This is a genomic window from Pseudomonas reactans (assembly GCF_013385825.1).
GTDB classification, from domain to species: domain Bacteria; phylum Pseudomonadota; class Gammaproteobacteria; order Pseudomonadales; family Pseudomonadaceae; genus Aquipseudomonas; species Aquipseudomonas reactans.
On sequence record NZ_JACAPG010000003.1, the window covers coordinates 119,811 to 145,653 of the forward strand.

Consider the following 25,843-nt stretch of genomic DNA (forward strand, 5'->3'; position numbering starts at 1 on the left):
ATGGCTAACATTCCAACTATTTCATTCGACGCCATCATCATTGGTGGCGGCGGCGCTGGCATGCGCGCTGCGCTGCAGCTGGCCCAGGGCGGTCACAAGACTGCCGTGATCACCAAGGTATTCCCGACCCGTTCCCACACCGTATCGGCCCAGGGTGGCATCACCTGCGCCATCGCCTCCGCCGACCCGAACGATGACTGGCGCTGGCACATGTACGATACCGTCAAGGGTTCCGACTACATCGGTGACCAGGACGCTATCGAATACATGTGTCAGGAAGGCCCTGCCGCGGTGTTCGAGCTGGACCACATGGGTCTGCCGTTCTCGCGTACCGAGCAAGGTCGCATCTACCAGCGCCCGTTCGGCGGTCAGTCGAAGGATTACGGTAAAGGCGGGCAGGCTGCCCGTACCTGCGCCGCTTCCGACCGTACCGGTCACGCGCTGCTGCACACCCTTTATCAGGGCAACCTGAAAGCCGGTACCACGTTCCTGAACGAGTACTATGCGGTCGACCTGGTGAAAAACGCCCAGGGCGAATTCGTCGGTGTGATCGCTATCTGCATCGAAACCGGTGAAACCACCTATATCCGCGCCAAGGCTACCGTGCTGGCGACGGGCGGTGCAGGCCGTATCTACGCGTCGACCACCAATGCCCTGATCAACACCGGTGACGGTGTCGGCATGGCACTGCGTGCTGGCGTACCGGTGCAAGACATCGAAATGTGGCAGTTCCACCCGACCGGTATCGCCGGCGCTGGTGTACTGGTTACAGAAGGTTGCCGTGGTGAAGGTGGTTACCTGATCAACAAGCACGGCGAGCGTTTCATGGAGCGTTACGCTCCGAACGCGAAAGACCTGGCGGGTCGTGACGTTGTGGCTCGTTCGATGGTTAAAGAGATCATTGCCGGCAACGGCTGTGGCCCGAATGGCGACCACGTGCTGCTCAAGCTCGATCACCTCGGCGAAGAAGTACTGCACAGCCGTCTGCCAGGTATCTGTGAGCTGTCCAAGACCTTTGCTCACGTTGACCCGGTGGTTGCTCCGGTGCCGGTTGTTCCGACTTGCCACTACATGATGGGCGGCGTGCCGACCAACATCCATGGTCAGGCGATCACCCAGAACGCCGAAGGCCAGGACGAAATCATCCATGGTCTGTTCGCCGTAGGCGAAGTGGCTTGCGTATCGGTACACGGTGCCAACCGTCTGGGTGGCAACTCGCTGCTCGACCTGGTGGTATTCGGTCGTGCTGCTGGCCTGCACCTGGAAAAAGCGCTGACCGACGGCATCGAATACGATGACGCCACCGACGCCAACATCGAAGCTGCCCTGGCTCGCCTGAACGCTCTGAACGAGCGCACTGATGGCGAAGACGTGGCGACCCTGCGTCGCGAGCTGCAAAGCTGCATGCAGAACTACTTCGGTGTATTCCGTACCGGCGAATACATGCAGAAGGGCATCGCCCAGCTGGCTGACCTGCGCAAGCGCATCGCCAACGTCAAGATCAACGATAAGAGCCAGGCGTTCAACACCGCTCGTATCGAAGCCCTTGAACTGCAAAACCTGCTGGAAGTGGCTGAAGCGACTGCAATCGCTGCCGAGGTTCGTAAAGAATCCCGTGGTGCCCACGCCCGTGAAGACTTTGAAGACCGCGACGACGAAAACTGGTTGTGCCACACCCTGTACTTCCCGGGTGACAAGCGCGTAACCAAGCGTGCCGTGAACTTCTCGCCGAAGACGGTTCCGACGTTTGAACCGAAGATTCGGACTTACTAAGGGTGGCTGCCATGTTGAAAGTCAGTGTTTATCGTTACAACCCTGATCAGGACGCTGCGCCGTTCATGCAGGAATTCCAGGTCGATACCGGTGGTAAAGACCTGATGGTGCTGGATGTATTGGCACTGATCAAAGAGCAGGACGAAGGTTTCTCCTATCGTCGCTCTTGCCGTGAAGGTGTGTGCGGTTCCGACGGCATGAACATCAACGGCAAAAACGGCCTAGCGTGCATCACGCCGCTGTCCGCCGTGGTCAAAGGCAACAAGCTGATCGTTCGTCCTCTGCCAGGTTTGCCGGTTATCCGTGACCTGGTCGTCGATATGAGCATCTTCTACAAGCAATACGAGAAAGTTAAGCCGTTCCTGCAGAACGACACGCCGGCTCCGGCCATCGAGCGTCTGCAGTCCCCGGAAGAGCGCGAGAAGCTCGACGGTCTGTACGAGTGCATCCTGTGCGCTTGCTGCTCGACCTCTTGCCCGTCCTTCTGGTGGAACCCGGACAAGTTCCTGGGTCCAGCTGCCCTGCTGCAAGCGTACCGCTTCCTGGCAGACAGCCGTGACACCAAGACGTCCGAGCGTCTGGCTTCGCTGGATGACCCGTTCAGCGTATTCCGCTGCCGCGGGATCATGAACTGCGTCAACGTATGTCCCAAAGGCCTGAACCCGACTAAGGCCATTGGTCACATCCGTAACATGCTGCTGCAGAGCGGCGTGTAACCGACGTTGTAGTAAAGGCAGGACCGTTGTGCCCGTAAATGCTACGGCGCAGGCTTCAACCGGCGCCGTAGTTTTAACTTGAGCAGCGACTTACAAAGCCGCGGCTCTTATTTTGAAGAAATGAGACAAGCAGGGGCATTCGGGTTGGTACCCGAACTATCAGCGTGATCCTAAGTGGCTTGTTTTGGTCGCTGCACTTGGCCTTTTGCAAGCAAACTCGGTGTTTTCGCCGGTGGTGTCCCCAAATCGAGGGTGACCAAGCATGCAAGAAAGCGTGATGCAGCGCATGTGGAACAGCGGCTATCTTTCAGGTGGTAACGCTGCCTATGTGGAAGAGCTTTATGAGCTCTACCTGCACGACCCTAACGCTGTGCCAGAAGAATGGCGCACCAAATTTCAGACGTTGTCTTCAGACGGCAACGCTGCCACCGATGTATCGCACGCCACAATTCGCGATCAGTTTGTGCTGCTGGCAAAGAACCAGCGCCGCGCCCAACCGGTTTCCGCCGGCAGCGTGAGCAGTGAGCACGAGAAGAAGCAAGTTGAAGTATTGCGACTGATCCAGGCCTACCGGATGCGCGGCCACCAGGCGGCCCAGCTTGACCCGCTGGGGCTCTGGCAGCGTCCTGCACCTGCTGACCTGTCGATCAATCATTACGGCTTGACCAATGCCGATCTTGATACGACCTTCCGTGCCGGCGACCTGTTCATCGGCAAAGAGGAAGCGAGCCTACGCGAAATTCACGAAGCGTTGCAGCAGACATATTGCCGCACCATCGGCGCTGAGTTCACGCACATCACCGATTCCGAGCAACGCCACTGGTTCCAGCATCGCCTGGAAGGTGTGCGTGGTCGTCCGGTATTGTCCGCTGACGTACGCAGCCACCTGCTTGAGCGCGTAACCGCTGCCGAAGGCCTGGAAAAATACCTGGGTACCAAATACCCGGGCACCAAGCGTTTCGGCCTGGAAGGCGGCGAAAGCCTGATCCCGATGCTCGACGAGCTGATCCAGCGTTCCGGTTCCTACGGCACCAAGGAAATCGTGATCGGCATGGCCCACCGTGGTCGCCTGAACGTGTTGGTCAACACCTTCGGCAAGAACCCGCGTGAGCTGTTCGACGAGTTCGAAGGCAAGAAGAAGGTCGAGCTGGGTTCCGGTGACGTTAAATACCACCAGGGCTTCTCGTCCAACGTGATGACCACCGGCGGTGAAGTTCACCTGGCCATGGCCTTCAACCCATCCCACCTGGAAATCGTTTCTCCAGTGGTCGAGGGTTCGGTCCGTGCTCGCCAGGATCGTCGTAACGACACCACCGGTGAAAAAGTCCTGCCAATTTCCATCCACGGTGACGCGGCATTCGCCGGTCAGGGCGTGGTCCTGGAAACGTTCCAGATGTCGCAGACCCGCGGCTTCAAGACGGGCGGTACCGTTCACATCGTCATCAACAACCAGGTTGGCTTCACCATTAGCAACCCGCTGGATGCGCGCTCCACTGAGTACGCGACCGACGTTGCCAAGATGATCCAGGCGCCGATCCTCCATGTGAATGGCGATGATCCGGAAGCTGTGTTGTTCGTGACCCAGTTGGCCATTGACTACCGCATGCAGTTCAAGCGTGACGTGGTGATCGACCTGGTCTGCTACCGTCGTCGCGGTCACAACGAAGCGGATGAGCCTAGCGGCACCCAGCCGTTGATGTACCAGCAAATCACCAAGCAGCGCACCACCCGTGAGTTGTACGCCGAAAGCCTGACCAAGGCCGGTGTGGTTGACGATGCGCGTGTTCAGGCCAAGGTCGATGAATACCGCAACGCGCTGGACAATGGTCTGCACGTTGTAAAAAGCCTGGTTAAAGAGCCGAACAAAGAGCTGTTCGTGGACTGGCGTCCTTACCTGGGCCATGCCTGGACTGCGCGTCACGACACTTCGTTCGATCTGAAAACCCTGCAGGAATTGTCCGCCAAGCTGCTGGAAATCCCGGAAGGCTTCGTGGTTCAGCGCCAGGTTGCGAAGATTTACGAAGACCGTCAGAAGATGCAAGCCGGCGGCCTGCCGATCAACTGGGGTTACGCCGAAACCATGGCGTACGCGACCCTGGCGTTCGAAGGTCACCCGATCCGCATGACCGGCCAGGACATCGGCCGTGGTACGTTCTCGCACCGTCACGCGGTATTGCACAACCAGAAAGACGCGGGCACCTACATCCCGTTGCAGAACCTGTACGAAGGCCAGCCACGTTTCGACCTGTACGATTCGTTCCTGTCCGAGGAAGCGGTTCTGGCGTTCGAATACGGTTACTCGACCACCACGCCAAACGCGCTGGTGATCTGGGAAGCCCAGTTCGGCGACTTCGCCAACGGCGCCCAAGTGGTCATCGACCAGTTCATCACCAGCGGCGAGCACAAGTGGGGCCGCCTGTGCGGTCTGACCATGCTGCTGCCACACGGTTATGAAGGTCAGGGTCCTGAGCACTCCTCGGCCCGTCTGGAGCGTTACCTGCAGCTGTGCGCCGAGCACAACATCCAGGTGTGCGTGCCGACTACTCCGGCCCAGATCTACCACTTGCTGCGTCGCCAGGTGATCCGCCCGTTGCGCAAGCCGCTGGTAGTGCTGACACCGAAGTCGCTGTTGCGTCATAAATTGGCCATCTCGACCCTGGAAGATCTGGCGGATGGTTCGTTCCAGACCGTGATCCCGGAAATCGACACACTGGATGCGGCCAAGGTTACTCGCCTGGTCCTGTGCAGCGGCAAGGTCTACTACGACCTGCTGGAAAAACGTCGTGCCGAAGGCCGCGAAGACATCGCCATCGTGCGTATCGAGCAGCTTTACCCGTTCCCGGAAGACGACCTGATGGAGGCCATCGCGCCTTACACCAACCTCACCAACGTGGTGTGGTGCCAGGAAGAACCGATGAACCAGGGCGCGTGGTACAGCAGCCAGCATCACCTGCGTCGCAGCATGGGTAACCACAACAAGGCGCTGAACCTGGAGTACGCCGGTCGCGATGCTTCTGCTGCACCTGCATGTGGTTATGCGTCGATGCACGCCGAGCAGCAGGAAAAACTGCTGCAAGATGCTTTCACTGTTTAACGCCTTCGCGCTGACTGAAACCGAATTTTAAGGACACACAGATAATGGCTATCGAAATCAAAGCCCCGTCATTCCCGGAATCGGTTGCCGATGGCACCGTTGCCACTTGGCACAAGAAACCAGGCGACGCTGTAAAGCGTGATGACCTGATCGTTGACATCGAGACCGACAAAGTCGTTCTGGAAGTGTTGGCCGAAGCTGACGGCGTGCTGGGCGCAATCGTTGCTGAAGAAGGCGCTACCGTTCTGTCGAACCAGGTACTGGGCTCGATCGAAGAGGGCAGCGCTGCTGCCGCTGCTCCTGCTCCTGCTGCTGCACCGGCAGCCGCCGCTGCCCCTGCCGCCGCTCCGGCTGCTGGCGCTGAAGACCCGATCGCTGCACCGGCTGCCCGTCAGTTGGCTGAAGAGAACGGCATCAACCTGGCGTCCGTCAAAGGCACTGGCAAAGACGGTCGCATCACCAAGGAAGATGTGGTTGCTGCTGTTGAAGCCAAGAAAAACGCTCCAGCTGCCGCACCTGCCAAGGCTGCTGCCCCGGCTGCCGCTGCTCCTGTGTTCGCCGCTGGCGACCGCACCGAGAAGCGCGTTCCGATGACTCGCGTACGTGCCACCGTGGCCAAGCGTCTGGTTGAAGCACAGTCGAACATGGCGATGCTGACCACCTTCAACGAAGTCGACATGACCGAAGTCATGGCCCTGCGTTCGAAGTACAAGGATCTGTTCGAGAAGTCCCACAACGGCGTGCGCCTGGGCTTCATGTCCTTCTTCGTGAAAGCGGCCACCGAAGCGCTGAAACGCTTCCCGGCTGTCAACGCTTCCATCGACGGTGGCGACATCGTTTACCATGGCTACGCAGACGTCGGCGTTGCCGTGTCCAGCGACCGTGGCCTGGTGGTGCCGGTACTGCGTAACGCCGAACTGATGAGCCTGGCTGAAATCGAGGGCGGCATCGCCGGCTTCGGCAAGAAAGCCCGTGACGGCAAGCTGACCATCGACGAGATGACCGGCGGTACCTTCACCATCACCAACGGTGGTACCTTCGGTTCGATGATGTCGACGCCGATCGTCAACCCACCACAAGCGGCAATCCTGGGCATGCACAACATCATCCAGCGTCCGATGGCCATCAACGGCCAAGTCGTGATCCGCCCAATGATGTATCTGGCGCTGTCGTACGATCACCGCCTGATCGATGGTAAAGAAGCCGTGACTTTCCTGGTGACCATCAAGAACCTGCTGGAAGACCCGGCTCGTCTGTTGCTGGATATCTGATTGAAGCAGCTGCAAGTTGCGAGCTACAAGCTGTAAGAAAAAGCAGCTTGGCTTGCAGCTTGCGGCTAAAAGCTTGTCGCAAATAGAGGATCTATTTTCATGACACAGAAATTTGACGTCGTAGTGATTGGTGCAGGTCCTGGCGGCTATGTTGCCGCCATCAAGGCCGCACAACTGGGCCTCTCGACTGCTTGCATCGAAAAATACACCGACAAGGAAGGCAAACTGGCGCTGGGCGGTACTTGCCTGAACGTCGGTTGCATTCCTTCCAAGGCGCTGCTGGACAGCTCCTGGAAATTCCACGAAGCCCAAGACGGTTTCGCGATCCACGGCATCAACCATGCTGGCGTGACTATGGACGTGCCAGCAATGGTCGGCCGTAAAGCCAACATCGTTAAAGGCCTGACTTCCGGCGTTGCCACCTTGTTCAAGGCCAACGGCGTGACTTCCCTGCAAGGCCACGGCAAGCTGCTGGCTGGCAAGAAAGTTGAAATCACCAAGCCAGACGGCTCGACCGAAATCATCGAAGCCGAGAACGTGATCCTGGCCCCAGGTTCGCGTCCAATCGACATCCCGCCTGCTCCCGTTGACCAGAACGTGATTGTTGATTCGACTGGCGCCCTGGAATTTCAGGCAGTGCCTAAGCGCCTGGGCGTGATCGGCGCTGGCGTGATCGGCCTGGAACTGGGTTCGGTATGGTCCCGCCTGGGTTCCGAAGTCACCGTGCTGGAAGCCCTGGACACGTTCCTGCTGGCTGCCGACACCGCAGTATCCAAAGAAGCGCTGAAAACCCTGACCAAACAAGGTCTGGACATCAAGCTGGGCGCTCGCGTGACCGGTTCGAAAGTCAACGGTGAAGAAGTTGTCGTCAACTACACCGACAAGGATGGCGAAAAAACCATCACTTTCGACAAGCTGATCGTAGCCGTGGGTCGCCGTCCAGTGACCACCGACCTGCTGGCAGCCGACAGCGGCGTGACCCTCGATGAGCGCGGCTACGTGCACGTTGACGATCACTGCGCGACCACCGTGCCTGGCGTCTACGCCATCGGCGACGTGGTGCGTGGCATGATGCTGGCGCACAAGGCTTCCGAAGAAGGCATCATGGTTGTCGAGCGCATCAAGGGCCACAAAACCCAGATGAACTACGACCTGATCCCATCGGTTATCTACACCCACCCGGAAATTGCATGGGTCGGCAAGAACGAACAGCAGTTGAAAGCTGAAGGCGTTGAAGTTAACGTCGGCACCTTCCCGTTTGCCGCTTCTGGCCGTGCCATGGCAGCCAACGACACCGGTGGTTTTGTCAAAGTCATCGCTGATGCCAAGACTGACCGCGTATTGGGCGTCCACGTGATTGGCCCGAGCGCTGCAGAACTGGTTCAGCAAGGCGCGATCGGTATGGAATTCGGCACCAGTGCCGAAGACCTGGGCATGATGGTCTTCTCCCATCCGACCCTGTCCGAAGCGTTGCATGAAGCAGCGTTGGCTGTGAATGGCGGCGCCATCCACATCGCCAACCGCAAGAAGCGCTAAGCGAGATAATAAGAAACCACGGCGGAGTTGCCCGTCGTGAGCCTTGCGCGCAAGACTCACCGCGGAATATCCGCTGGACGCAGTCTTGCGCAGCTTTACGGGCCTTGAGCCCCGCAAGTTGCGCAAGCAGCAGTCACAGGTGGCGCGGCACTCATAATGAGCGCAGCGCCGAATGCGCAGTACCTAACGAAGACGGTAAAAAGCATGAATCTTCACGAGTATCAGGGTAAGCAGCTGTTCGCTGAATACGGCCTGCCAGTTTCCAAGGGCTACGCAGTAGACACCCCGGAAGCAGCAGCAGAAGCTTGCGACAAAATCGGCGGCAGCGAGTGGGTTGTCAAAGCCCAGGTCCACGCTGGTGGTCGCGGTAAAGCGGGCGGCGTTAAGCTGGTTCGCAGCAAAGAAGACGCCAAGGCCTTCGCACAGCAGTGGCTGGGCAAGCGTCTGGTGACTTACCAGACTGATGCCAATGGCCAGCCAGTCACCAAGATCCTGGTTGAATCGTGCACTGATATCGCTAAAGAGCTGTACCTGGGCGCTGTCGTTGACCGTTCGAGCCGTCGCATCGTGTTCATGGCTTCCACCGAAGGTGGCGTGGACATTGAGAAGATCGCCGAAGAAACCCCAGAAAAAATTCTGAAAGCCACTATCGATCCACTGGTTGGCGCTCAGCCATTCCAGGGTCGCGAGCTGGCTTTCCAGCTGGGCCTGGAGGGCAAGCAAGTTGCCCAGTTCGCCAAGATCTTCGTCGGTCTGGCCAAACTGTTCCAGGATCACGATCTGGCCCTGCTGGAAGTGAACCCGCTGGTGATCAAGGCTGACGGCGATCTGCACTGCCTGGACGCCAAGATCAACATCGACGCCAACGCCATGTACCGTCAGCCTAAGCTGAAGACTTTCCACGATCCGTCGCAAGACGATCCGCGCGAAGCGCACGCTGCCAAGTTCGAGCTGAACTACGTAGCCCTGGAAGGCAACATCGGTTGCATGGTCAACGGTGCTGGCCTGGCCATGGGTACCATGGACATCGTCAACCTGCATGGCGGCAAACCAGCCAACTTCCTCGACGTGGGCGGTGGTGCTACCAAAGAACGCGTTACCGAAGCTTTCAAGATCATCCTGTCCGACTCCAACGTCGCTGCAGTACTGGTCAACATCTTCGGCGGCATCGTTCGTTGCGACATGATTGCCGAAGGCATCATCGGTGCAGTGAAAGAAGTTGGCGTTAAAATCCCGGTTGTTGTTCGCCTCGAAGGTAACAACGCTGAACTGGGCGCTAAAGTACTGGCAGAAAGCGGTTTGAACATCATCGCGGCTACCAGCCTGACCGACGCTGCTCAACAAGTTGTCAAAGCTGCGGAGGGCAAATAATGAGCGTCCTGATCAATAAAGACACCAAAGTTATCTGCCAGGGTATTACCGGTTCGCAAGGTAGTTTCCACACCCAGCAAGCCATCGAATACGGCACCAAGATGGTTGGCGGCGTAACGCCAGGCAAAGGCGGCACCGAGCACCTGGGCCTGCCAGTGTTCAACACCGTGAAAGATGCTGTTGCTCAAACTGGCGCTACCGCCAGCGTGATCTACGTTCCAGCTCCTTTCTGCAAGGACTCGATCCTGGAAGCAGCCTTCGGCGGCATCAAGCTGATCGTTTGCATCACCGAAGGCATTCCTACCCTGGACATGCTGGACGCTAAAGTTAAGTGCGACGAGCTGGGTGTTACCCTGATCGGCCCTAACTGCCCAGGCGTGATCACTCCAGGCGAATGCAAGATCGGCATCATGCCAGGTCACATTCACTTGCCAGGCAAAGTCGGTATCGTTTCCCGTTCCGGCACCCTGACCTACGAAGCTGTGAAGCAGACCACTGACGCCGGTTTCGGTCAGTCGACTTGCGTAGGCATCGGCGGTGACCCGATCCCAGGCTCGAACTTCATCGACATCCTGAAACTGTTCCAGGAAGACCCGAAGACCGAAGCGATCGTAATGATCGGTGAGATCGGCGGTTCGGCTGAAGAAGAAGCGGCTGCCTACATCAAGGCACACGTGACCAAGCCGGTTGTTTCCTACATCGCTGGTGTGACCGCCCCTGCGGGCAAGCGCATGGGCCATGCTGGCGCAATCATCTCTGGCGGCAAGGGCACTGCAGACGAGAAGTTTGCTGCCCTGGAAGACGCAGGCGTTAAAACCGTGCGTTCGCTGGCAGACATCGGCAAGGCTTTGTCCGAGCTGACCGGTTGGGCTGTCAAGTAAGCCTCGCGCTTAGCTGACGCTTCACCCACACAAAGGCCACCTTCGGGTGGCCTTTGTGCTTTCTGGGTTTATCCCTGCGTGGCGCGTGAACCCCTTGTAGGAGCCGGCTTGCCGGCGATCGCGGTGGTTCAGCGGCAGAATAGTCCACTGATGCACCGCCATCGCCGGCAAGCCGGCTCCTACAGTTTTGTGTATTGCCACATTAAGTAAACTGTCTTCCTTGCCAAATTAAGTATGAAAACGCGACATTAAGATGTCGCTTATCGGACAGTCCGCCCCGCAACAGTGCGTTTGTCAGCCCAATTCTGTAACCTAGCCGCCTCTTTATGCGTGCGCATCCCAAAAGGAAGCCCCGCGCTAGACCGGTCGGCTCCCATAAGGGCCGGCAGTATTTCCCTCATCCATAGGGAATCCCTCTCTAAATTCCGATTCAGTAGTGTGGTATTTCCCGAAATGAAAGTGTTGAAAAGCCAGGATGTCCTGGCGTTGGGCTTTATGACGTTTGCCCTGTTCGTGGGCGCCGGCAACATCATCTTCCCGCCTATCGTTGGTTTGCAGTCCGGACCTCACGTCTGGATGGCAGCGCTGGGCTTTCTGATCACGGCCGTCGGCCTGCCGGTGGTCACCGTGATCGCCCTGGCCAAGGTCGGTGGCGGTATGGACGCGCTGAGCAGCCCAATCGGCAAGATCGCCGGTGGGCTGCTGGCGGCGGCGGCGTATCTGGCGGTAGGGCCGCTGTTCGCCACCCCGCGTACGGCCACCGTATCCTTTGAAGTGGGCCTGGCGCCGCTGACGGGCGAAAGCCCACTGGCGCTGTTCCTCTACAGTTCGGTGTATTTCCTGGTGGTGTTCTTTGTCTCCCTGTACCCAGGGCGACTGCTGGACACCGTGGGGCGCTTCCTCGCACCGCTGAAGATCATCGCGCTGGCAATCCTCGGAATCGCCGCCTTTGCCTTGCCGGCCGGTGAAGTGGGCGTCGCTACTCCGGAATATGTGGCCGCACCGTTTTCCCAAGGCTTTATCCAGGGCTACCTGACCATGGATACCCTGGGCGCCCTGGTGTTTGGTATCGTGATCGTCAATGCCATCCGCTCCCGTGGCGTCGAATCGCCGAAGCTCATCACCCGTTACGCCATCATTGCGGGCTTGATTGCTGGCGTGGGCCTGGCCCTGGTGTACTTCAGCCTTTTCCGCCTGGGTTCGGGCAGCCATGCCGTTGCCGCGGGCGCGAGCAACGGCGCAGCGGTGCTGCATGCTTACGTGCAACACACCTTCGGCTCCCTGGGTAGCGGCTTCCTGGCCGTGCTGATCTCCCTGGCGTGCCTGGTCACTGCTGTGGGTCTGACCTGCGCCTGCGCCGAGTACTTCAGCCGTATCCTGCCGCTGTCCTACAAGGCCCTGGTGGTGATCCTGGCGCTGTTCTCGCTGTTCGTGTCCAACTTGGGCCTGACCAAGCTGATTGCCTTCTCGATCCCGGTACTCACTGCGATCTACCCACCGTGCATAGTGCTGGTGGCCTTGAGCTTCTGCAAAGACTTCTGGCATGAACAGGGCCGCATTGTTGGCCCGGTGATGCTGGTGTCGTTCATCTTTGGCTGCATCGACGCACTCAAGGGCGCTGGTCTGGCCGACTGGATGCCGTCGCAATTGGCACACCTGCCGCTGAGCGAGCAGGGCCTGGCGTGGCTGGTGCCGTCGGTATTGACCCTGGTGGTGGCGTTTGGAGTTGATCTTCTGCTCGGCAAGCGCAGCGAAGCGATCGCTTAAACAACCGGGTTTACGTTACAAGGAAATGCCTCGTATCAATCGATACGGGGCATTTTTTATGCTTATAGAACACGATCCCGTAGGAGCCGGCTTGCCGGCGATGGGGATCCATCAGTCACGAACTGGATTGGCTGACACACCGCCATCGCTGGCAAGCCAGCTCCTACAATAGATTGTGTTCACCCAACCACCGTTGAATAGGACCCGCATGTCGTTCGTCGAGACCAATCAGATCCACCTGCTTGCCGCCCTCTGGTTCGTCCTGTGCTGGGGCGGCTACACGCGTTATGCCACCTGGAAAGCCCGCGACACGGCCTGCCTGGCCAGTGTCCTGCATCTGTATCGCGAAGACTGGATGCGGCGCATGCTGCTGCGCGACAACCGCATCGCCGACGCCAGTGTGATCGGCAACCTGGAACGCAATGCCTCGTTCTTCGCCTCCAGCACCTTGATCATCCTCGCTGGCATTCTCACCGTGCTCGGCGCCTCCGAGCGCGCGGTGTCGTTGCTGGCGGATATCCCCATGGTGCAGCAGGCGTCCCAGGGTATGTCGGAGATCAAGCTGCTGTGCCTGGCGCTGGTGTTCGTCTACGCGTTCTTCACATTCAGCTGGTGCATGCGCCAGTACAACTTCGCGGCGGTGCTGGTGGGTTCGGCGCCGATGATTGGTGAGCGGCATGTGTCGGAACAGGAGCGCAAAGCGTTTGCCCTGCGCGCGGCGCGGGTGATCTCCATGGCCGCTAACCAGTTCAACTTCGGTCTGCGCGCTTATTACTTCGGCATGACGATGCTGGCGTGGTTTGTCAGCCCCTGGTTGTTCATGTTGATGAGCAGCGGGGTGGTACTGGTGCTGTACCGTCGGGAGTTTCACTCCGACGTGCTGCAAGTGATGGTGTATACGCAAACGGACACGCCGCCGCCGGAACCGGCTAAAGAAGGGGGCTAACTAAGGCCTCCAAATAGAAAACCCAGACAAAGTAAAGCCCGCTATCTAAGCGGGCTTTCTTTTTGCAGCCAGGCTATTTCAAGCCGCGGTCTCAAGAACCGGTGGCTGGGGTAGCAGGTGCTGCTTCTTTTGCGGCGGCTGCGTTCGATTCAGCCTGAGCTTTGGCAGCATCGGCGTTTTCTTTCGCAGCGTCGTTCACTTTATCCTGAGCCTTCGCCATATCTTTCTGAGCTTGCTCAGAGTGCGCGGCGGCGTCTTGGGCTTTGTCTTCGGATTTCTTGTCGCAAGCAGCGAGACCGAGGGCAGCGGCGAGCATCATGGAAATAGCTAAAGTCTTGCGCATGGGTGTTTCTCCTTATTGAAGATATCTACTGGCCTTTCGAGCATGGCGGTTCGGCATTAGTTCCTTTTATTCCATAGATATATAAATCGCTGACTAACCGGAACTTTTGCCCGCCCACCCCTTCCGCGGATCAACACTAATAAGAGTCTGGAACGAATGACCGAAAATCCCCTGTTAGAGCGCGCGACGCGCTTTGTTTCGGCCTTGCGCCATTGCCAGGTGCTGGGCATTACCGCTCATCAGGCCAGCGAGGAGGGCATCACCTTGATCATGCCCTACGCCCCGCATTTAGTGGGTGATCCCCAGTCAGGCGTGATCCACGGCGGCGCGCTGACCTCCCTGATGGACACCGCCTGCGGCATGGCCACCCTGTGTGTGCTGCCGGAATTCGAAGTGTGCCCGACCCTCGACCTGCGCGTTGACTACATGCATCCCGCGGCGCCCCACAAACCCGTGTATGGCTTCGCCCAATGCTATCGGGTGACCACCGACGTGATCTTCACCCGTGGCTTTGCCTATCAGGACGACCCCCAGCAACCCATTGCCCATGTGGTGGGCACGTTCATGCGCATGGGCAAACGCCTCAAGGGCACCCAAGGATTGGGCAGTACGATCAAGGGAGAGCAGGCATGACGCATCGATTCAAGACCCGCTTGGAGCAGGCCCATGAGCGTGGCGATTACGAGGCGCTGCTCAATCTGATTCCCTACGCCAAGCTCATCGGCATTGAATGCACGCGGCTGGGGGATGAGCTGTTGTTCCGCCTGCCGGCCAACAAGGACAATATTGGTAACCCCATATTGCCGGCGCTGCACGGCGGGGTGATTGCGGGCTTTATGGAGCTGTCGGCGGCGCTGCATCTGCTGGTGTTCACGGGCGCGCCGGGCATCCCGAAAATCATCGATTTTTCCCTGGATTACCTGCGCGCCGGGCAGTTCCGCGACACCTACGCCAAATGCCAGGTGTGGCGCCAGGGCCGACGGGTGGCAAACGTGGCGATCACCGCCTGGCAAAGCACGGCGGCCGAGCCCATCGCCACCGCTCGCGCGCATTTCAAGATCGAGGAACCACGCCGCCCTTGAAATCCCCGTCTTAGCCCCCAACTTTGATGACAACCCGCCGCCAACCCTCAAGGGCGCGGCCACTGCCATCCAATTGGAGTTTGATGACCATGAGTGTGGAAACTCAAAAGGAAACCCTGGGCTTCCAGACCGAGGTGAAGCAACTGCTGCACCTCATGATCCATTCGCTTTATTCCAACAAGGAAATTTTCCTTCGCGAATTGATCTCGAACGCCTCTGACGCTGTCGACAAATTACGTTTCGAAGCCCTGTCCAAGCCTGAGTTGCTGGAAGGTGGCGCCGAACTGAAAATCCGTGTGAGCTTCGACAAAGACGCCAAGACCGTCACCCTCGAAGACAACGGCATCGGCATGAGTCGTGAAGACGCGATTACCCATCTGGGCACCATCGCCAAATCCGGCACCGCTGATTTCATGAAAAACCTGTCGGGCGACCAGAAGAAAGATTCGCACCTGATCGGCCAGTTCGGCGTGGGCTTCTATTCTGCCTTCATCGTGGCTGACCAAGTGGAAGTGTTCAGCCGTCGTGCCGGCCTCGACGCCAGCGAAGGTGTGCACTGGTCGTCCAAAGGCGAAGGCGAATTTGAAATCGCCACTGTCGACAAGGCAGATCGTGGTACCCGAATCGTCCTGCACCTCAAAGACGGTGAAGATGAATTTGCCGATGGCTGGCGTCTGCGCAACATCGTCAAGAAGTACTCCGATCACATCGCCCTGCCAATCGAGTTGCCGAAAGAACAAGCGGCTGCCGAAGGCGAAGAGGCTCCCGCCCAGGAATGGGAAGTGGTCAACCGCGCCAGCGCGCTGTGGACCCGTCCGCGTACCGAGATCAAGGACGAGGAATACCAGGAGTTCTACAAGCACATCGGTCACGATTACGAAAACCCGCTGAGCTGGAGCCACAACAAGGTCGAAGGCAAGCTGGAATACAGCTCGCTGCTCTACGTACCGGCCCGTGCTCCGTTCGACCTGTACCAGCGTGAAGCGCCGAAAGGCCTGAAGCTCTACGTGCAGCGCGTGTTCGTGATGGACCAGGCGGAGTCCTTCCTGCCGTTGTACCTGCGCTTTATCAAAGGTGTGGTCGACTCCAACGATTTGTCGCTGAACGTGTCGCGGGAAATCCTGCAGAAAGACCCGATCATCGACTCCATGAAGTCGGCGCTGACCAAGCGCGTGCTCGACATGCTGGAAAAACTGGCGAAGAACGAGCCTGAGCAATACAAAGGCTTCTGGAAAAACTTCGGCCAGGTCATGAAAGAAGGCCCGGCGGAAGATTTCGCCAACAAGGAAAAAATCGCCGGCCTGCTGCGTTTTGCTTCGACTCACGAAGAAGGCGGCGAGCAAGTGGTGTCCCTGGCCGAATACCTGGCACGCGCCAAGGAAGGTCAGGACAAGATCTACTACCTGACCGGCGAAACCTACGCTCAGGTCAAGAACAGCCCGCACCTGGAAGTCTTCCGCAAGAAAGGCATCGAAGTGCTGCTGCTGACTGACCGTATCGATGAGTGGCTGATGAGCTACCTCAACGAGTTCGACGGCAAGTCCTTCGTCGACGTGGCCCGTGGTGACCTGGACCTGGGTAACCTGGACTCCGAAGAAGAGAAGAAAGAAGCCGAAGAAGTCGCCAAGTCCAAAGAAGGCCTGGTTGAGCGGATCAAGGCGTCCCTGGGCGAGGCGGTCAGCGAAGTACGGGTTTCCCACCGTCTGACCGACTCCCCGGCGATCCTGGCTATCGGCGAGCAGGACCTGGGCATGCAGATGCGCCAGATCCTCGAAGCCAGCGGCCAGAAGGTGCCGGATTCCAAGCCGATCTTCGAATTCAACCCGGCTCACCCGCTGATCGAGAAACTCGACGGCGAGCAAAGCGAAGAGCGGTTTGGCGACCTGTCGCACATCCTCTTCGACCAAGCGGCCCTGGCCGCTGGCGACAGCTTGAAAGACCCGGCCGCCTATGTGCGCCGCCTGAACAAGCTGTTGGTTGAACTGTCGGTTTGACCCTGACGTAGAAAAACCCGCTTCGGCGGGTTTTTTCGTTCTGGCGCTTAACTGTAGGAGCGAGCTTGCTCGCGAAAAACGTCAACGATAACGCGCCCATCCTGGGTTAACGCGGTGCCCTTGAGTTTTTCGCGAGCAAGCTCGCTCCTACAGAAGGCAACATTGTGAGTGCACCTCAACCGGAGAAAATGATGAGCCAAGTCACTGTACGTTCCGTGGTCTATCAGATTGATGGCCAGTCTTACGAAAGCCGTCTAGCGTTCGATGCTAGCCAAAAGGGCCCGCTGCCGGGCCTGTTGATGGCGCCGAACTGGATGGGGGTGAGTGCGGGTGCCGAAGAGATCGCCAAGAGCGTGGCCAGCAAGGGCTACGTGGTGTTGATTGCCGACCTGTACGGTCAGACCGTGCGTCCGTCAAACGGCGATGAAGCCGGCGCGGCGATGATGCCGTTGAAGAATGACAACCCTAAACTGCTCAAGCTCATGCAAGCAGCACTTGATCAACTGCAGGGACAGGCCGAGGTGGATACCTCGAAGCTGGCGACCTTCGGCTTCTGCTTTGGCGGTTTCTGCTCGCTGGAACTGGCGCGGACTGGTGCACCTTTGAAGGCGGCCGTTTCGTTCCACGGCACCATCGACACCCAGAACCCGGCCGGTGCCAAGCACGTCAAGGGTTCAGTGCTGGTGCTGCATGGTGCGTCCGATCCATTGGTGCCGAAAGCGCAACTGCCGGCGTTCGAAGATGAAATGAACGCGGCCGGTGTGGATTGGCAATTGCTGAGCTATGGCGGTGCGGTGCATTCCTTCACCGACCCCCATGCCAATGTGCCGGGCAAAATGATGTATGACGCGAAGACCGCTGCGCGGGCGTTCCAGTCGATGCATAACTTGCTGGATGAAGTGTTCAAGGGCTGATGGCCTCATCGCTGGCAAGCCAGCTCCTACATTTGAAACGCGTCTTCCTGTAGGAGCCGGCTTGCCGGCGATAGCTACCTCTCCGGCAACTCAATTCTTTCAGATTCACCCGGCACCGTCGGCCAATTCCCCGCCGCCCAGCGCTGCCTGGCCTGTTCGATCACCGCCGGATCACTCGCGACAAAATTCCAGTTGATCCGCCGCGGCCCATCCAACGGCGCGCCGCCAAACACCACCAGATGGCAATCGCTTTCGGCAAACAGTGTCATCTCTTGGCCAGCCGGCAGTACCACCAGGCTGTGCGCCTCCAGCAGCTGGCCGTCCAACTGCGCCTCACCCTCCAGCACATACACCGCACGTTCCTCATGCTCATCCGGAATCAGCAGGGTCGTGGCCGTCTGCATCTGTACCTCGGCATACAACGTGGGTGACAGCACCGGCACCGGCGACTTGAGGCAGAACCCATCGCCCGCGATCAGGCGTATCTGCACGCCCAGGTTGTCACTGACCGGCAGGCTCGCTGCCGGGTGATGGCTGTAGTGTCCCGGCCCGGTCTCGTGGTCCTTGGGTGAGGCCAGCCACACTTGCAACCCATGCAGGCTAAAACCGCTGGCCTTGAGCGGCTCAGGGGTGCGTTCGACATGGGCAATCGCGCTGCCGGCCGTCATCCAGCTCACATCACCGGCCTGCACCACCTGATCCGAACCCAGGCTGTCCTTGTGCTGCAATGCACCTTCAAACAGATAGGTGAGGGTCGACAGCCCGATATGCGGATGCTGGCGGATATTCATGCCATCGCCCGGTGCATAACGAGTGAGCAGCATATGGTCGAAGAACACAAAAGGCCCGACGCTGCGGCATTCCCGCGACGGCAGCGGGCGCAGGATCGGTTGGCCTTCGACATCTTCGGGGCGAGGGCGGATCACGGTGAGGGGAGTCATGGTGCGTCCCAGTCTGAGCGGGTTAGATGCTGCTGAGCATAACCCGCTCGGTAGGATGTTGCCGCTATTGGCTGAAGGCGCCTTCCGACAGCTTTGTCTCGATGGTGACTTCAGCGGTGGTCATCAGCTTGTGCACCGGGCAGCGATCGGCCACACGGTGCAGCTCGTCGCGTTGCTCGTCGGTGAGCACACCCTTGAGCGTCAGCTTGACGTTGAGCTTGTATTTGCCCTTTTGCTCTTCGGTGGCGTCGTGGGTGACTTCCACCGTCACGCCGGTCAACGGGATGTCTTTCTTCTGTGCGTAGAGCTTGACGGTCAGCGCTTTGCACGACGCCAGGGCGGCGTCGAAGTAGTCATGGGGGGAGGGCGCCGAGTCGTCGCCACCCAGGCTTTTGGGCAGGTCGGTAAACAACTCATGGTTATTGATATTGACGCTATGACGGAAGTTGTCCTGGTTCAGGGTATTCACGGTAACAGACATGGTAAACCTCACAGGGTGGCAGGATGAAGGTCATGCAGTTATAGAGCATGCTGGCACTTCGGTGTTCCGCGTTTTTTGCCGGATGAACCCTGGCAGCGTGAGCAAGGTCTACCCGTATCAGCCCTTATCGAGGTTTTATCGTGCCCTTGACCCGCCTGACGCTTGCCCTGTTGCTCACCGCCAGCAGTCTTGCTGCGCAGGCCCGCGACTATGCCTACAGCGATGCGCACCTGCATTACGTGGATTTCTTCCAGGAAACCGCAGGGATGGACAAGCTGCTCAAGGCCATGGCCGACAGCCGCATCGAGCACGTGATGATTTCCGGTATCCCGGTCGCCAAGAAATGGCACGAAGACGAACCCAAGCGGCCGCGTTACTACGCCGGTGATGACGCCGATGCCTACTGGTACAGCGCCACCGACGTGATCGTCGCCGCAGCGGTCAACAAGCTGACCCCCGAGCAGCGTCGCCATTTCCATCCCTTCCTGTCCGGCTTCAACCCCAACGACAAGAACTCGGCCGCCCATATCCAGCGCATGCTCGACCTCAATCCGGGGCTCTGGCAGGGCATCGGCGAAGTCTTCACGCGTCATGACGACCTCACGGCCATCACCGCGGGCGACACCCCGCGTGCCAACAACGAAGCCATGACCCGCATCTATCACCTGGCGGCAGAAAACGACCTGCCGGTGATGCTGCACTCCAACATCACCTCCAAGCGCGAGCGCAACCCGTTGTACCTGGCTGAAGTGGAAGAACCGCTGCGCAACCATCCGCACACCCGCTTTATCTGGGCCCACGCCGGCACCAGCAAGGAAATTCATCGTCATCAGGTGCAGATGGACTTTTTGCTGCCGACCTTGAGCCGCCTGTTGGAGGCTTATCCCAACCTGTATGTCGACCTGTCCTGGAGCATGCTCACCCCGTATCTGCTGGATGATGCGGGTCAGCCCCGCCCTGAGTGGGTAGAGCTGGTGGAACGCTTCCCGGAACGCTTTATGTTGGGTTCGGACGTAGTGGGGCGTTTCAATAAATTGGGTAAGGAAATGCGCCGCTTCGATCCCTTTTTGGATGCATTGCCTGAGGACGTTGCGCACAAAGTGGCGCGGGACAACTTCCTGGCGATCCTGCCTAAAGCTACACGCGATGGTATGGCACGCTGATATCGCGTTTTCGTCTTACGCAAAGAAGGTAATAGGCCGATACCTTTCAAGAGCCAGCTGCAAATGGATGCAGCGCATTTGGAAGGAGCCAAGGCATGAGTATCAGAAGTCTGAATATCGCCCCGCGCGCAGGCCTGGGGTTTGGCCTGTTGGCGTTAATGGTGTTTGCCCTGGGCGGATTTGCCCTGTTGCAGATGGCCAATATGCGCCAGCAGTCGGACCAGGTGGAAAATAACTGGCTGCCCAGCGTGATGGCCGTGGGGGAGATGAGCCAGGACCTGCTGCGCATCCGGGCGCTGACCTTGCGCCTGCTGGTTAATCGCGATCCCCAGGCGCTGGCGCAGAATGAGCAGAAACTCATTGACCTCAAAAACGGCCTGCACCACGCGCAGACGCTCTATGAGGCGCTGATCGTATTGCCCGAGGAGCGCACGCTGTTTGATCGCTTCAAGGCCCAGGAGCAGCAGTACCTGCAACGTCAGGAGCAGGTCGTAGGGTTTTCCAAGGCCAATCAGCTCGAGGACGCAATCAGGGTGGTCAACGGTGAGATGAACCAGCTCGCTGATGAAATGGCCGCGACCCTGCACGATCTGGTCAACCTCAACAAAGCCAATGCCAATCAGGCTGCCAGCCTGGCGCAAAGCGTGTTCAGCCAGTCGCGCAGTTGGGTGATCGGCATGATCGTGCTCACCGCACTGATCACCATCGGCCTGGCCGTGTGGCTGACGCGCAGCATCGTGTTGCCCCTGGCCCAGTCGCTGAAAGTCGCCCAGGGCGTGGCCAGTGGCGATCTGACCGGCGAGATCCAGGTGAGTGGCAACGATGAGCCGGCGCGCCTGCAGCAGGCGCTCAAGGGCATGCAGGACAACCTGCGCGATACCATCCGGCGTATTGCCGAATCGTCGAACCAGTTGGCGTCCGCCTCGGAGGAACTTAGCTGCGTGACTGAAGACGCCACCCGTGGTTTGCACCAGCAGAATCAGGAAATCGAGCAGGCCGCCACGGCGGTGAACCAGATGACGGCAGCCGTGGAGGAGGTGGCAAGCAACGCAGTGGCCACGTCCCAAGCGTCCCGCGAGTCCGACCGCATTGCCCAGCATGGGCGCGAGCAAGTGCATCAGACCGTGGTGTCGATCGAGGCGCTGGCCACCGATGTGACGGATAACGTGACGCAGGTCGAGGACCTGGCGCAGAAGGTCTATGGCATCAGCAAGGTACTGGACGTGATCCGCTCGATTGCCGAGCAGACCAACCTGTTGGCCTTGAATGCCGCCATTGAAGCGGCGCGCGCCGGGGATGCAGGGCGTGGGTTTGCCGTAGTGGCCGACGAAGTGCGGGCCTTGGCTCATCGCACCCAGCAGTCGACCCAGGAAATCGAGCAGATGATCAGCGGGATCCAGCAAGGCACCGATCAGGCGGTCAGCTCGATGCAGCAAAGTAATACGCGAGCACGCTCGACCTTGGATATCGCCAAGTCGGCGGGCACGGCGTTGGAGGAAATCGCCTCGGCGTTCACCTTGATCAACGAACGCAACCTGGTGATCGCCAGCGCGTCAGAGCAGCAGGCAGCGGTGGCGCGGGAGGTGGATCGCAATTTGATGAACATTCGCGATTTGGCGCACCAGACATCGACCGGGGCGAATCAGACGAGTGCGGCGAGCCAGGAGTTGTCGCGGTTGGCGGTGGACCTGAATACGATGGTGGCGCGGTTTTCGGTGTAACCGTTTTGTGGCGAGGGAGCAAGCTCCCTCGCCACAGGGTTTGCAGAAACGCAAAAAGCCCCGGCTCGCAAGAACCGGGGCTTTTTGGCAGGTTGCTGACAGTGGCTGGCTAGCCTCGTGGAATGTAGTCAGGTAGTCGCTTAAAGACTGACCAGCGTAACGACGCCTGCGTTGTCATTTGAGACCAACAGGTGTCGGCCATTGGGAGTCACTTTTAGATCCCGAGGACCGTTGAATCCTTGCAGCGTGGCCACGTCTTTAAGTTCGTTGGTCGAGGTATCCAGGACTTTGACTGTATTGTCACCGTTATCCGCCACATAAAGTAGTTCTTGAGACGGATGCGGTGCCACTCCTACAGCCATGGTAAAGCCTGATTTTACGTCCATCATGTCGTTGAGCAGGCGATTAAACATACCCACGTTAGTATTTGCTGCAAAGAAGGACTTTTCACTGTTTTTAGAGAAGGCAATGTCGTGAATAGGGTTTCTAAAGGGCGCCTCGGTTATATAAGTGTCCGATACCGTATCCAGTCGGCGTATGCCGCTTGCTCTTGCGTCGATGTAAAGGATATTTTCGGGTGACATGTAGAGCCGCCCAGTGTCATATATTGTGGCAATATATTTTGATACTGAGCCTGTAACATTAGTATTGATTTTATACAAGTATAAATTATTGACGTAGTTGTACGGGCCTGCGCCATAGGCGAAGGTGGCTGCTCCGTTAGTTGCGGTGATATGTTTTAGGAGGGAATAATATTCGAAGGCTGAGTAAATATGGGCGAAGGTGGCCGTATCGTAGAGGCTGACATAAGTTGATTGGAATCGGCTGACTACAAGTTTAGTGCCGTCATTGTTTAAAGCGATTCCAGTGGAGTTCGGTATGTTTAAGGTCGTTACGACGACGCCTCTTGCTATATCAATAATGCTGACGCTCTTTGAGCCGAAGCTAAACACAAACGCCGTCACGCTGTTTTGCGTTATAACAATCTGGTGCGGGCCTTGGCCCACAGGAATATGTTTAGAAATTACGGGTAGCCGATCCACCACGTACTCGACCGGTTTCAGCTTGATCGCGCTGCTTTCCACGCCCAGTTCATCCATCGAAACACTCGCTTCGACGGTCAGCACACTGCCTTTGGGCAGACTTTGCCTATAGGCCTCAGGTATAAGGTCAAGCGTCCGCTTGGCCGCAAACTCAGCAGCGCTCACCTTGATGCCTTGTCGCAGGAACAGATCGGAAGAACTTCTCAGGCGAATGAAAACCGCTTGTCGCTGGTTGAAAAATGGCCACTCGTCGATCCTGACGTTGGCGGGCTGGCTCGCATCAATAACACCATCTTTCTCTTCAGGCACACTCACCACGTCCAGCGCTTGATCCGATAATGCCAGCACGTTAACGGTGAGTGCAGGTGACTCTAAGGTTTGTCCATTGCGAAGCACTTCGAAATAAGCTGTGAACGATCCTCCCAGGTACGCAGCGGCCAATGAACTACTCCACGTAAATGTGATGTAGGTGTGGCCCGCATCCGGGATGCCAGGTTTGCTCGGAATGTTCGGCGTTCCTAGTCCCGGTTTGCCGCGTATGACCAGCGTCACAAGGTCTTGGGGCTGCATATCATATTCAGCACGGAATGTGAGAATCCTCGGGCGTGGCGGTAGTACATCGTTTGTATCGAGCTGCACCACGGCGGGTGATAAGGGGGTCGATTCCAGAAGGGTCGGGTACTTGTTCAACTGCAACATCGCCCCTACGTTAACGACCAATGGCAGAGACTTGAGCGGAATGTCCGTGGGCTGTGTCCTGACTTCCCAATGCAGTGTCATTGTTCCATTTTTATTATTCAGGACAATAGCGCGCGCAATGGTGAAGGGCAGCACAGTGTTAAACCAAATCGATGTTACTTTCAGCCACGCGGTGGTAGTGCTGCCGCCCGGCTTGCTGCCCGTGGCAACGACTCGAACCTCGTCGTTCAAGGCGATAGCGGAATGCGGGTCGACAAGGGCTCTGAGATTGCCTTTGCTCACAAGCTCGTCAAATACATGGTCTGGCGGTAGTGCTTCTTGTGACCTGGGGGCGGGTAACAGGATTTGAATGTCACCGACTTGCACGATGACCGATTGTGAAGGGCGGGCTTTGTCGTTGTCGACGATGTAAAACGCCATGAACGAAGAACCTTCGAATTCGCTGAATGGCCAGTAGTCCAAGACGAAATCGGTGTCTCCGTCGCCTGCGATCTCCGTGTACGGCAAATACACGGGGTCGCCGACGAGGCTTTTGCCTTCGATGATCAGGTCGATTTTGGTTCCGGGAGCCTGTCCGAAATCGCGTACGGTTATTTTTACCGGGTTGGTATCTACCGGCAGTACATTGCCCGAGGTGCCATGTACGACAGGCGGCAAGCGACGGTTGTCGACCGGTGTACCCAGCATCCTATACTCCGCTTCTAAGGATGGCGTATTGCGCTCCCCCTCCCTGATGCGTACGTAGGTGACCAGCAAACGGCCCCCTGTCAGTTTTCGGACGAACTCCAATGGCAGAGCAATGTTGACGCGGAGCAGGGTGGGCTGCAGCACTGTATAGGATTCGGTGTGCGTCAGCGTATCACCGGTCGAGGTAAGCGCAGTGTAGGTGACAAGAAGTTTGTCATTGGCGAGCCAGCCATGGTTTCTAATCGATACCTCGAAGTTCAAATCCTGCGTTTGTGCATCGACATTGATAAACTCATCTTTTAATTCATCATCGTAACCGGACTCAATGACATGCCCCTTGTTCAGGTAAGGGATGGATCCACCACCGGCATTGTTTTGTATGAGTCTTGGAACGGAAAAACCGATGGACTGATTGCCTGCCTTATCCCTTACATACCATTCCAAAATGTTCACGCCGGGTGTCACTTGCTGCCAGGTGCCGTAATAGATGGTTATAGAAATGGGCGCGGTACCGGAAGCTTCAAAGCTGCTCACCGTGTGAGTCACGATCGTCCCGCCGATACTCACGTAGATCACATCGCCTTCTTTGCGGTGGTACACCTGATCCACCAGCGGATTCAACGGATATTTATCAATGAGGATCTCGACACCTAATTGGGCCGCTGCCTGGCTGATGATTCCAAAGGCTTCGATGCTTGCATCTTTAAACCTGATGACCCCCATGTTTTCATTAATGGTGGGGGTGCTTACCTGAGGGTCCAGGCCTGCGGGTTCTTTTGCATCTACCCAGATACTCAATTCCCGAGTCTCGTCAGTGTTGCCGCCCGTGGCTCTGACGAAAGCTTGAAGCTTATTATTCGCCTGGTCTATAAATCTAACGCTCTCTATCGTGAGGAGAACGTGTTTGCCGATATCGGCGTCTTCTTTGCTGACGGTATAGTGAGTCACCTCTGCGCCGTTGAGATTCACCCAGACGTAGTCACCTTCGGCCTGATTAAACCAAGGCCGAAGAATGAAAATGACGCCCAGCGAGCTGACCGTCAGTGCTGCCTTGTTGAGGGCGCCATCGGTGCCAGCTATATCGGTGAGGTTTGGAATGTACGGAATCAATTCAGCAAAGGTGCATTGACCGTCAGTCCCGCTTGGTGGGGCGCATCCGTCTGGAGCAGGTTTGTCAGGTAAGCGTCCCAACGATGACTTGCTACGTTTAACGCGCTTTACCGTTGGTTCGCAGCCGTCGTGTAGAGAGGATTCGGGAGATTGATAGTCGGTCATGATGGGATACCTGCCTGGGTCTTAATTAAGGACGCGACTCGTATTACAGTGCCTGCGTTGAGCCGCAGCCTCGATTCAATGCGCTGCCTCTGACTGTGCCTAGCTGTGAGAATTGACAGTGCCGACAGACGGTAACGACCCAGGG

At 57.9% G+C, this 25,843-nt stretch carries 19 protein-coding genes and 1 pseudogene; 16 read left to right on the plus strand and 4 right to left on the minus strand.

Features of this window, described 5'->3' with window-relative positions; translation table 11 throughout:
* From sdhA to HX868_RS03780, 9 genes are all read left to right on the plus strand, one after another.
* Positions 1 to 1,773, plus strand: a complete 1,773-nt coding sequence (gene sdhA / locus HX868_RS03740) for a succinate dehydrogenase flavoprotein subunit (RefSeq protein WP_016979563.1) — start codon at positions 1 to 3, stop codon at positions 1,771 to 1,773.
* Positions 1,774 to 1,784: 11 nt separating this feature from the next.
* Positions 1,785 to 2,489, plus strand: a complete 705-nt coding sequence (locus HX868_RS03745; protein WP_003172807.1) for a succinate dehydrogenase iron-sulfur subunit — start codon at positions 1,785 to 1,787, stop codon at positions 2,487 to 2,489.
* Positions 2,490 to 2,751: 262 nt separating this feature from the next.
* Positions 2,752 to 5,583: a 2-oxoglutarate dehydrogenase E1 component gene (locus HX868_RS03750; protein ID WP_068935263.1), complete on the plus strand. Its 2,832-nt coding sequence runs from the start codon at positions 2,752 to 2,754 to the stop codon at positions 5,581 to 5,583.
* 44 nt (positions 5,584 to 5,627) lie between these two features.
* Positions 5,628 to 6,854 (plus strand): 2-oxoglutarate dehydrogenase complex dihydrolipoyllysine-residue succinyltransferase, encoded by a 1,227-nt coding sequence (gene odhB / locus HX868_RS03755; protein WP_177001957.1) that lies wholly within the window; start codon positions 5,628 to 5,630, stop codon positions 6,852 to 6,854.
* Between the two features lie 99 nt (positions 6,855 to 6,953).
* Complete coding sequence (gene lpdA, locus HX868_RS03760; RefSeq protein ID WP_016979560.1) at positions 6,954 to 8,390, plus strand: dihydrolipoyl dehydrogenase; 1,437 nt, start codon at positions 6,954 to 6,956, stop codon at positions 8,388 to 8,390.
* Between the two features lie 204 nt (positions 8,391 to 8,594).
* Positions 8,595 to 9,761: an ADP-forming succinate--CoA ligase subunit beta gene (sucC, locus tag HX868_RS03765; protein WP_016979559.1), complete on the plus strand. Its 1,167-nt coding sequence runs from the start codon at positions 8,595 to 8,597 to the stop codon at positions 9,759 to 9,761.
* Positions 9,761 to 10,642: a succinate--CoA ligase subunit alpha gene (gene sucD, locus HX868_RS03770; RefSeq protein WP_032859181.1), complete on the plus strand. Its 882-nt coding sequence runs from the start codon at positions 9,761 to 9,763 to the stop codon at positions 10,640 to 10,642. Before sucC ends, sucD begins: the two co-directional genes overlap by 1 nt.
* 453 nt (positions 10,643 to 11,095) lie before the next feature.
* Positions 11,096 to 12,409, plus strand: a complete 1,314-nt coding sequence (gene brnQ / locus HX868_RS03775) for a branched-chain amino acid transport system II carrier protein (protein ID WP_177001958.1) — start codon at positions 11,096 to 11,098, stop codon at positions 12,407 to 12,409.
* 208 nt (positions 12,410 to 12,617) lie between these two features.
* A complete protein-coding gene (locus HX868_RS03780; protein WP_177001959.1) occupies positions 12,618 to 13,355 on the plus strand; it encodes a DUF599 domain-containing protein in 738 nt (245 codons plus the stop codon).
* A gap of 91 nt (positions 13,356 to 13,446) precedes the next feature.
* On the opposite strand, the gene HX868_RS03785 is transcribed toward HX868_RS03780, so the two are convergent.
* A complete protein-coding gene (locus tag HX868_RS03785; RefSeq protein WP_012723095.1) occupies positions 13,447 to 13,698 on the minus strand; it encodes a hypothetical protein in 252 nt (83 codons plus the stop codon).
* 156 nt (positions 13,699 to 13,854) lie between these two features.
* Between HX868_RS03785 and HX868_RS03790 the strand changes: the two genes are divergently transcribed.
* The 4 genes from HX868_RS03790 to HX868_RS03805 all read left to right on the plus strand — a co-directional run bounded on the left by HX868_RS03790 (position 13,855) and on the right by HX868_RS03805 (position 17,688).
* Positions 13,855 to 14,331, plus strand: coding sequence for a PaaI family thioesterase (locus HX868_RS03790; RefSeq protein ID WP_177001960.1), 477 nt, complete (start codon positions 13,855 to 13,857; stop codon positions 14,329 to 14,331).
* Positions 14,328 to 14,780 (plus strand): PaaI family thioesterase, encoded by a 453-nt coding sequence (locus HX868_RS03795; RefSeq protein ID WP_177001961.1) that lies wholly within the window; start codon positions 14,328 to 14,330, stop codon positions 14,778 to 14,780. The genes HX868_RS03790 and HX868_RS03795 overlap by 4 nt, the downstream gene beginning before the upstream one ends.
* Before the next feature lie 89 nt (positions 14,781 to 14,869).
* Complete coding sequence (htpG, locus tag HX868_RS03800; protein ID WP_177001962.1) at positions 14,870 to 16,774, plus strand: molecular chaperone HtpG; 1,905 nt, start codon at positions 14,870 to 14,872, stop codon at positions 16,772 to 16,774.
* A gap of 191 nt (positions 16,775 to 16,965) precedes the next feature.
* A complete protein-coding gene (locus HX868_RS03805) occupies positions 16,966 to 17,688 on the plus strand; it encodes a dienelactone hydrolase family protein (RefSeq protein WP_177001963.1) in 723 nt (240 codons plus the stop codon).
* 74 nt (positions 17,689 to 17,762) lie between these two features.
* Here the strand turns inward: HX868_RS03805 and HX868_RS03810 are convergent, their stop codons facing one another.
* Both HX868_RS03810 and HX868_RS03815 read right to left on the minus strand, forming a co-directional pair.
* A complete protein-coding gene (locus HX868_RS03810) occupies positions 17,763 to 18,629 on the minus strand; it encodes a pirin family protein (protein WP_177001964.1) in 867 nt (288 codons plus the stop codon).
* Positions 18,630 to 18,693: 64 nt separating this feature from the next.
* Positions 18,694 to 19,110 carry an OsmC family protein gene (locus tag HX868_RS03815; RefSeq protein ID WP_177001965.1) on the minus strand — a complete coding sequence of 139 codons (417 nt, stop codon included), beginning with the start codon at positions 19,108 to 19,110 and terminating at the stop codon, positions 18,694 to 18,696.
* Between the two features lie 140 nt (positions 19,111 to 19,250).
* Here HX868_RS03815 and HX868_RS03820 point away from each other — a divergent pair, with 140 nt between their 5' ends.
* From HX868_RS03820 to HX868_RS31160, 3 genes and pseudogenes are all read left to right on the plus strand, one after another.
* Positions 19,251 to 20,273, plus strand: a complete 1,023-nt coding sequence (locus tag HX868_RS03820; protein ID WP_177001966.1) for an amidohydrolase family protein — start codon at positions 19,251 to 19,253, stop codon at positions 20,271 to 20,273.
* Between the two features lie 95 nt (positions 20,274 to 20,368).
* Positions 20,369 to 21,139, plus strand: a pseudogene (locus tag HX868_RS31155) (MCP four helix bundle domain-containing protein); the annotation flags it as partial.
* Positions 21,131 to 21,994, plus strand: coding sequence for a methyl-accepting chemotaxis protein (locus tag HX868_RS31160; protein WP_425504213.1), 864 nt, complete (start codon positions 21,131 to 21,133; stop codon positions 21,992 to 21,994). The pseudogene HX868_RS31155 and the gene HX868_RS31160, both read left to right, overlap by 9 nt.
* 140 nt (positions 21,995 to 22,134) lie before the next feature.
* Here HX868_RS31160 and HX868_RS03830 read toward each other — a convergent pair whose 3' ends face one another.
* Positions 22,135 to 25,698 carry a YncE family protein gene (locus HX868_RS03830; RefSeq protein WP_177001968.1) on the minus strand — a complete coding sequence of 1,188 codons (3,564 nt, stop codon included), beginning with the start codon at positions 25,696 to 25,698 and terminating at the stop codon, positions 22,135 to 22,137.
* Positions 25,699 to 25,843 lie beyond the last annotated feature (145 nt).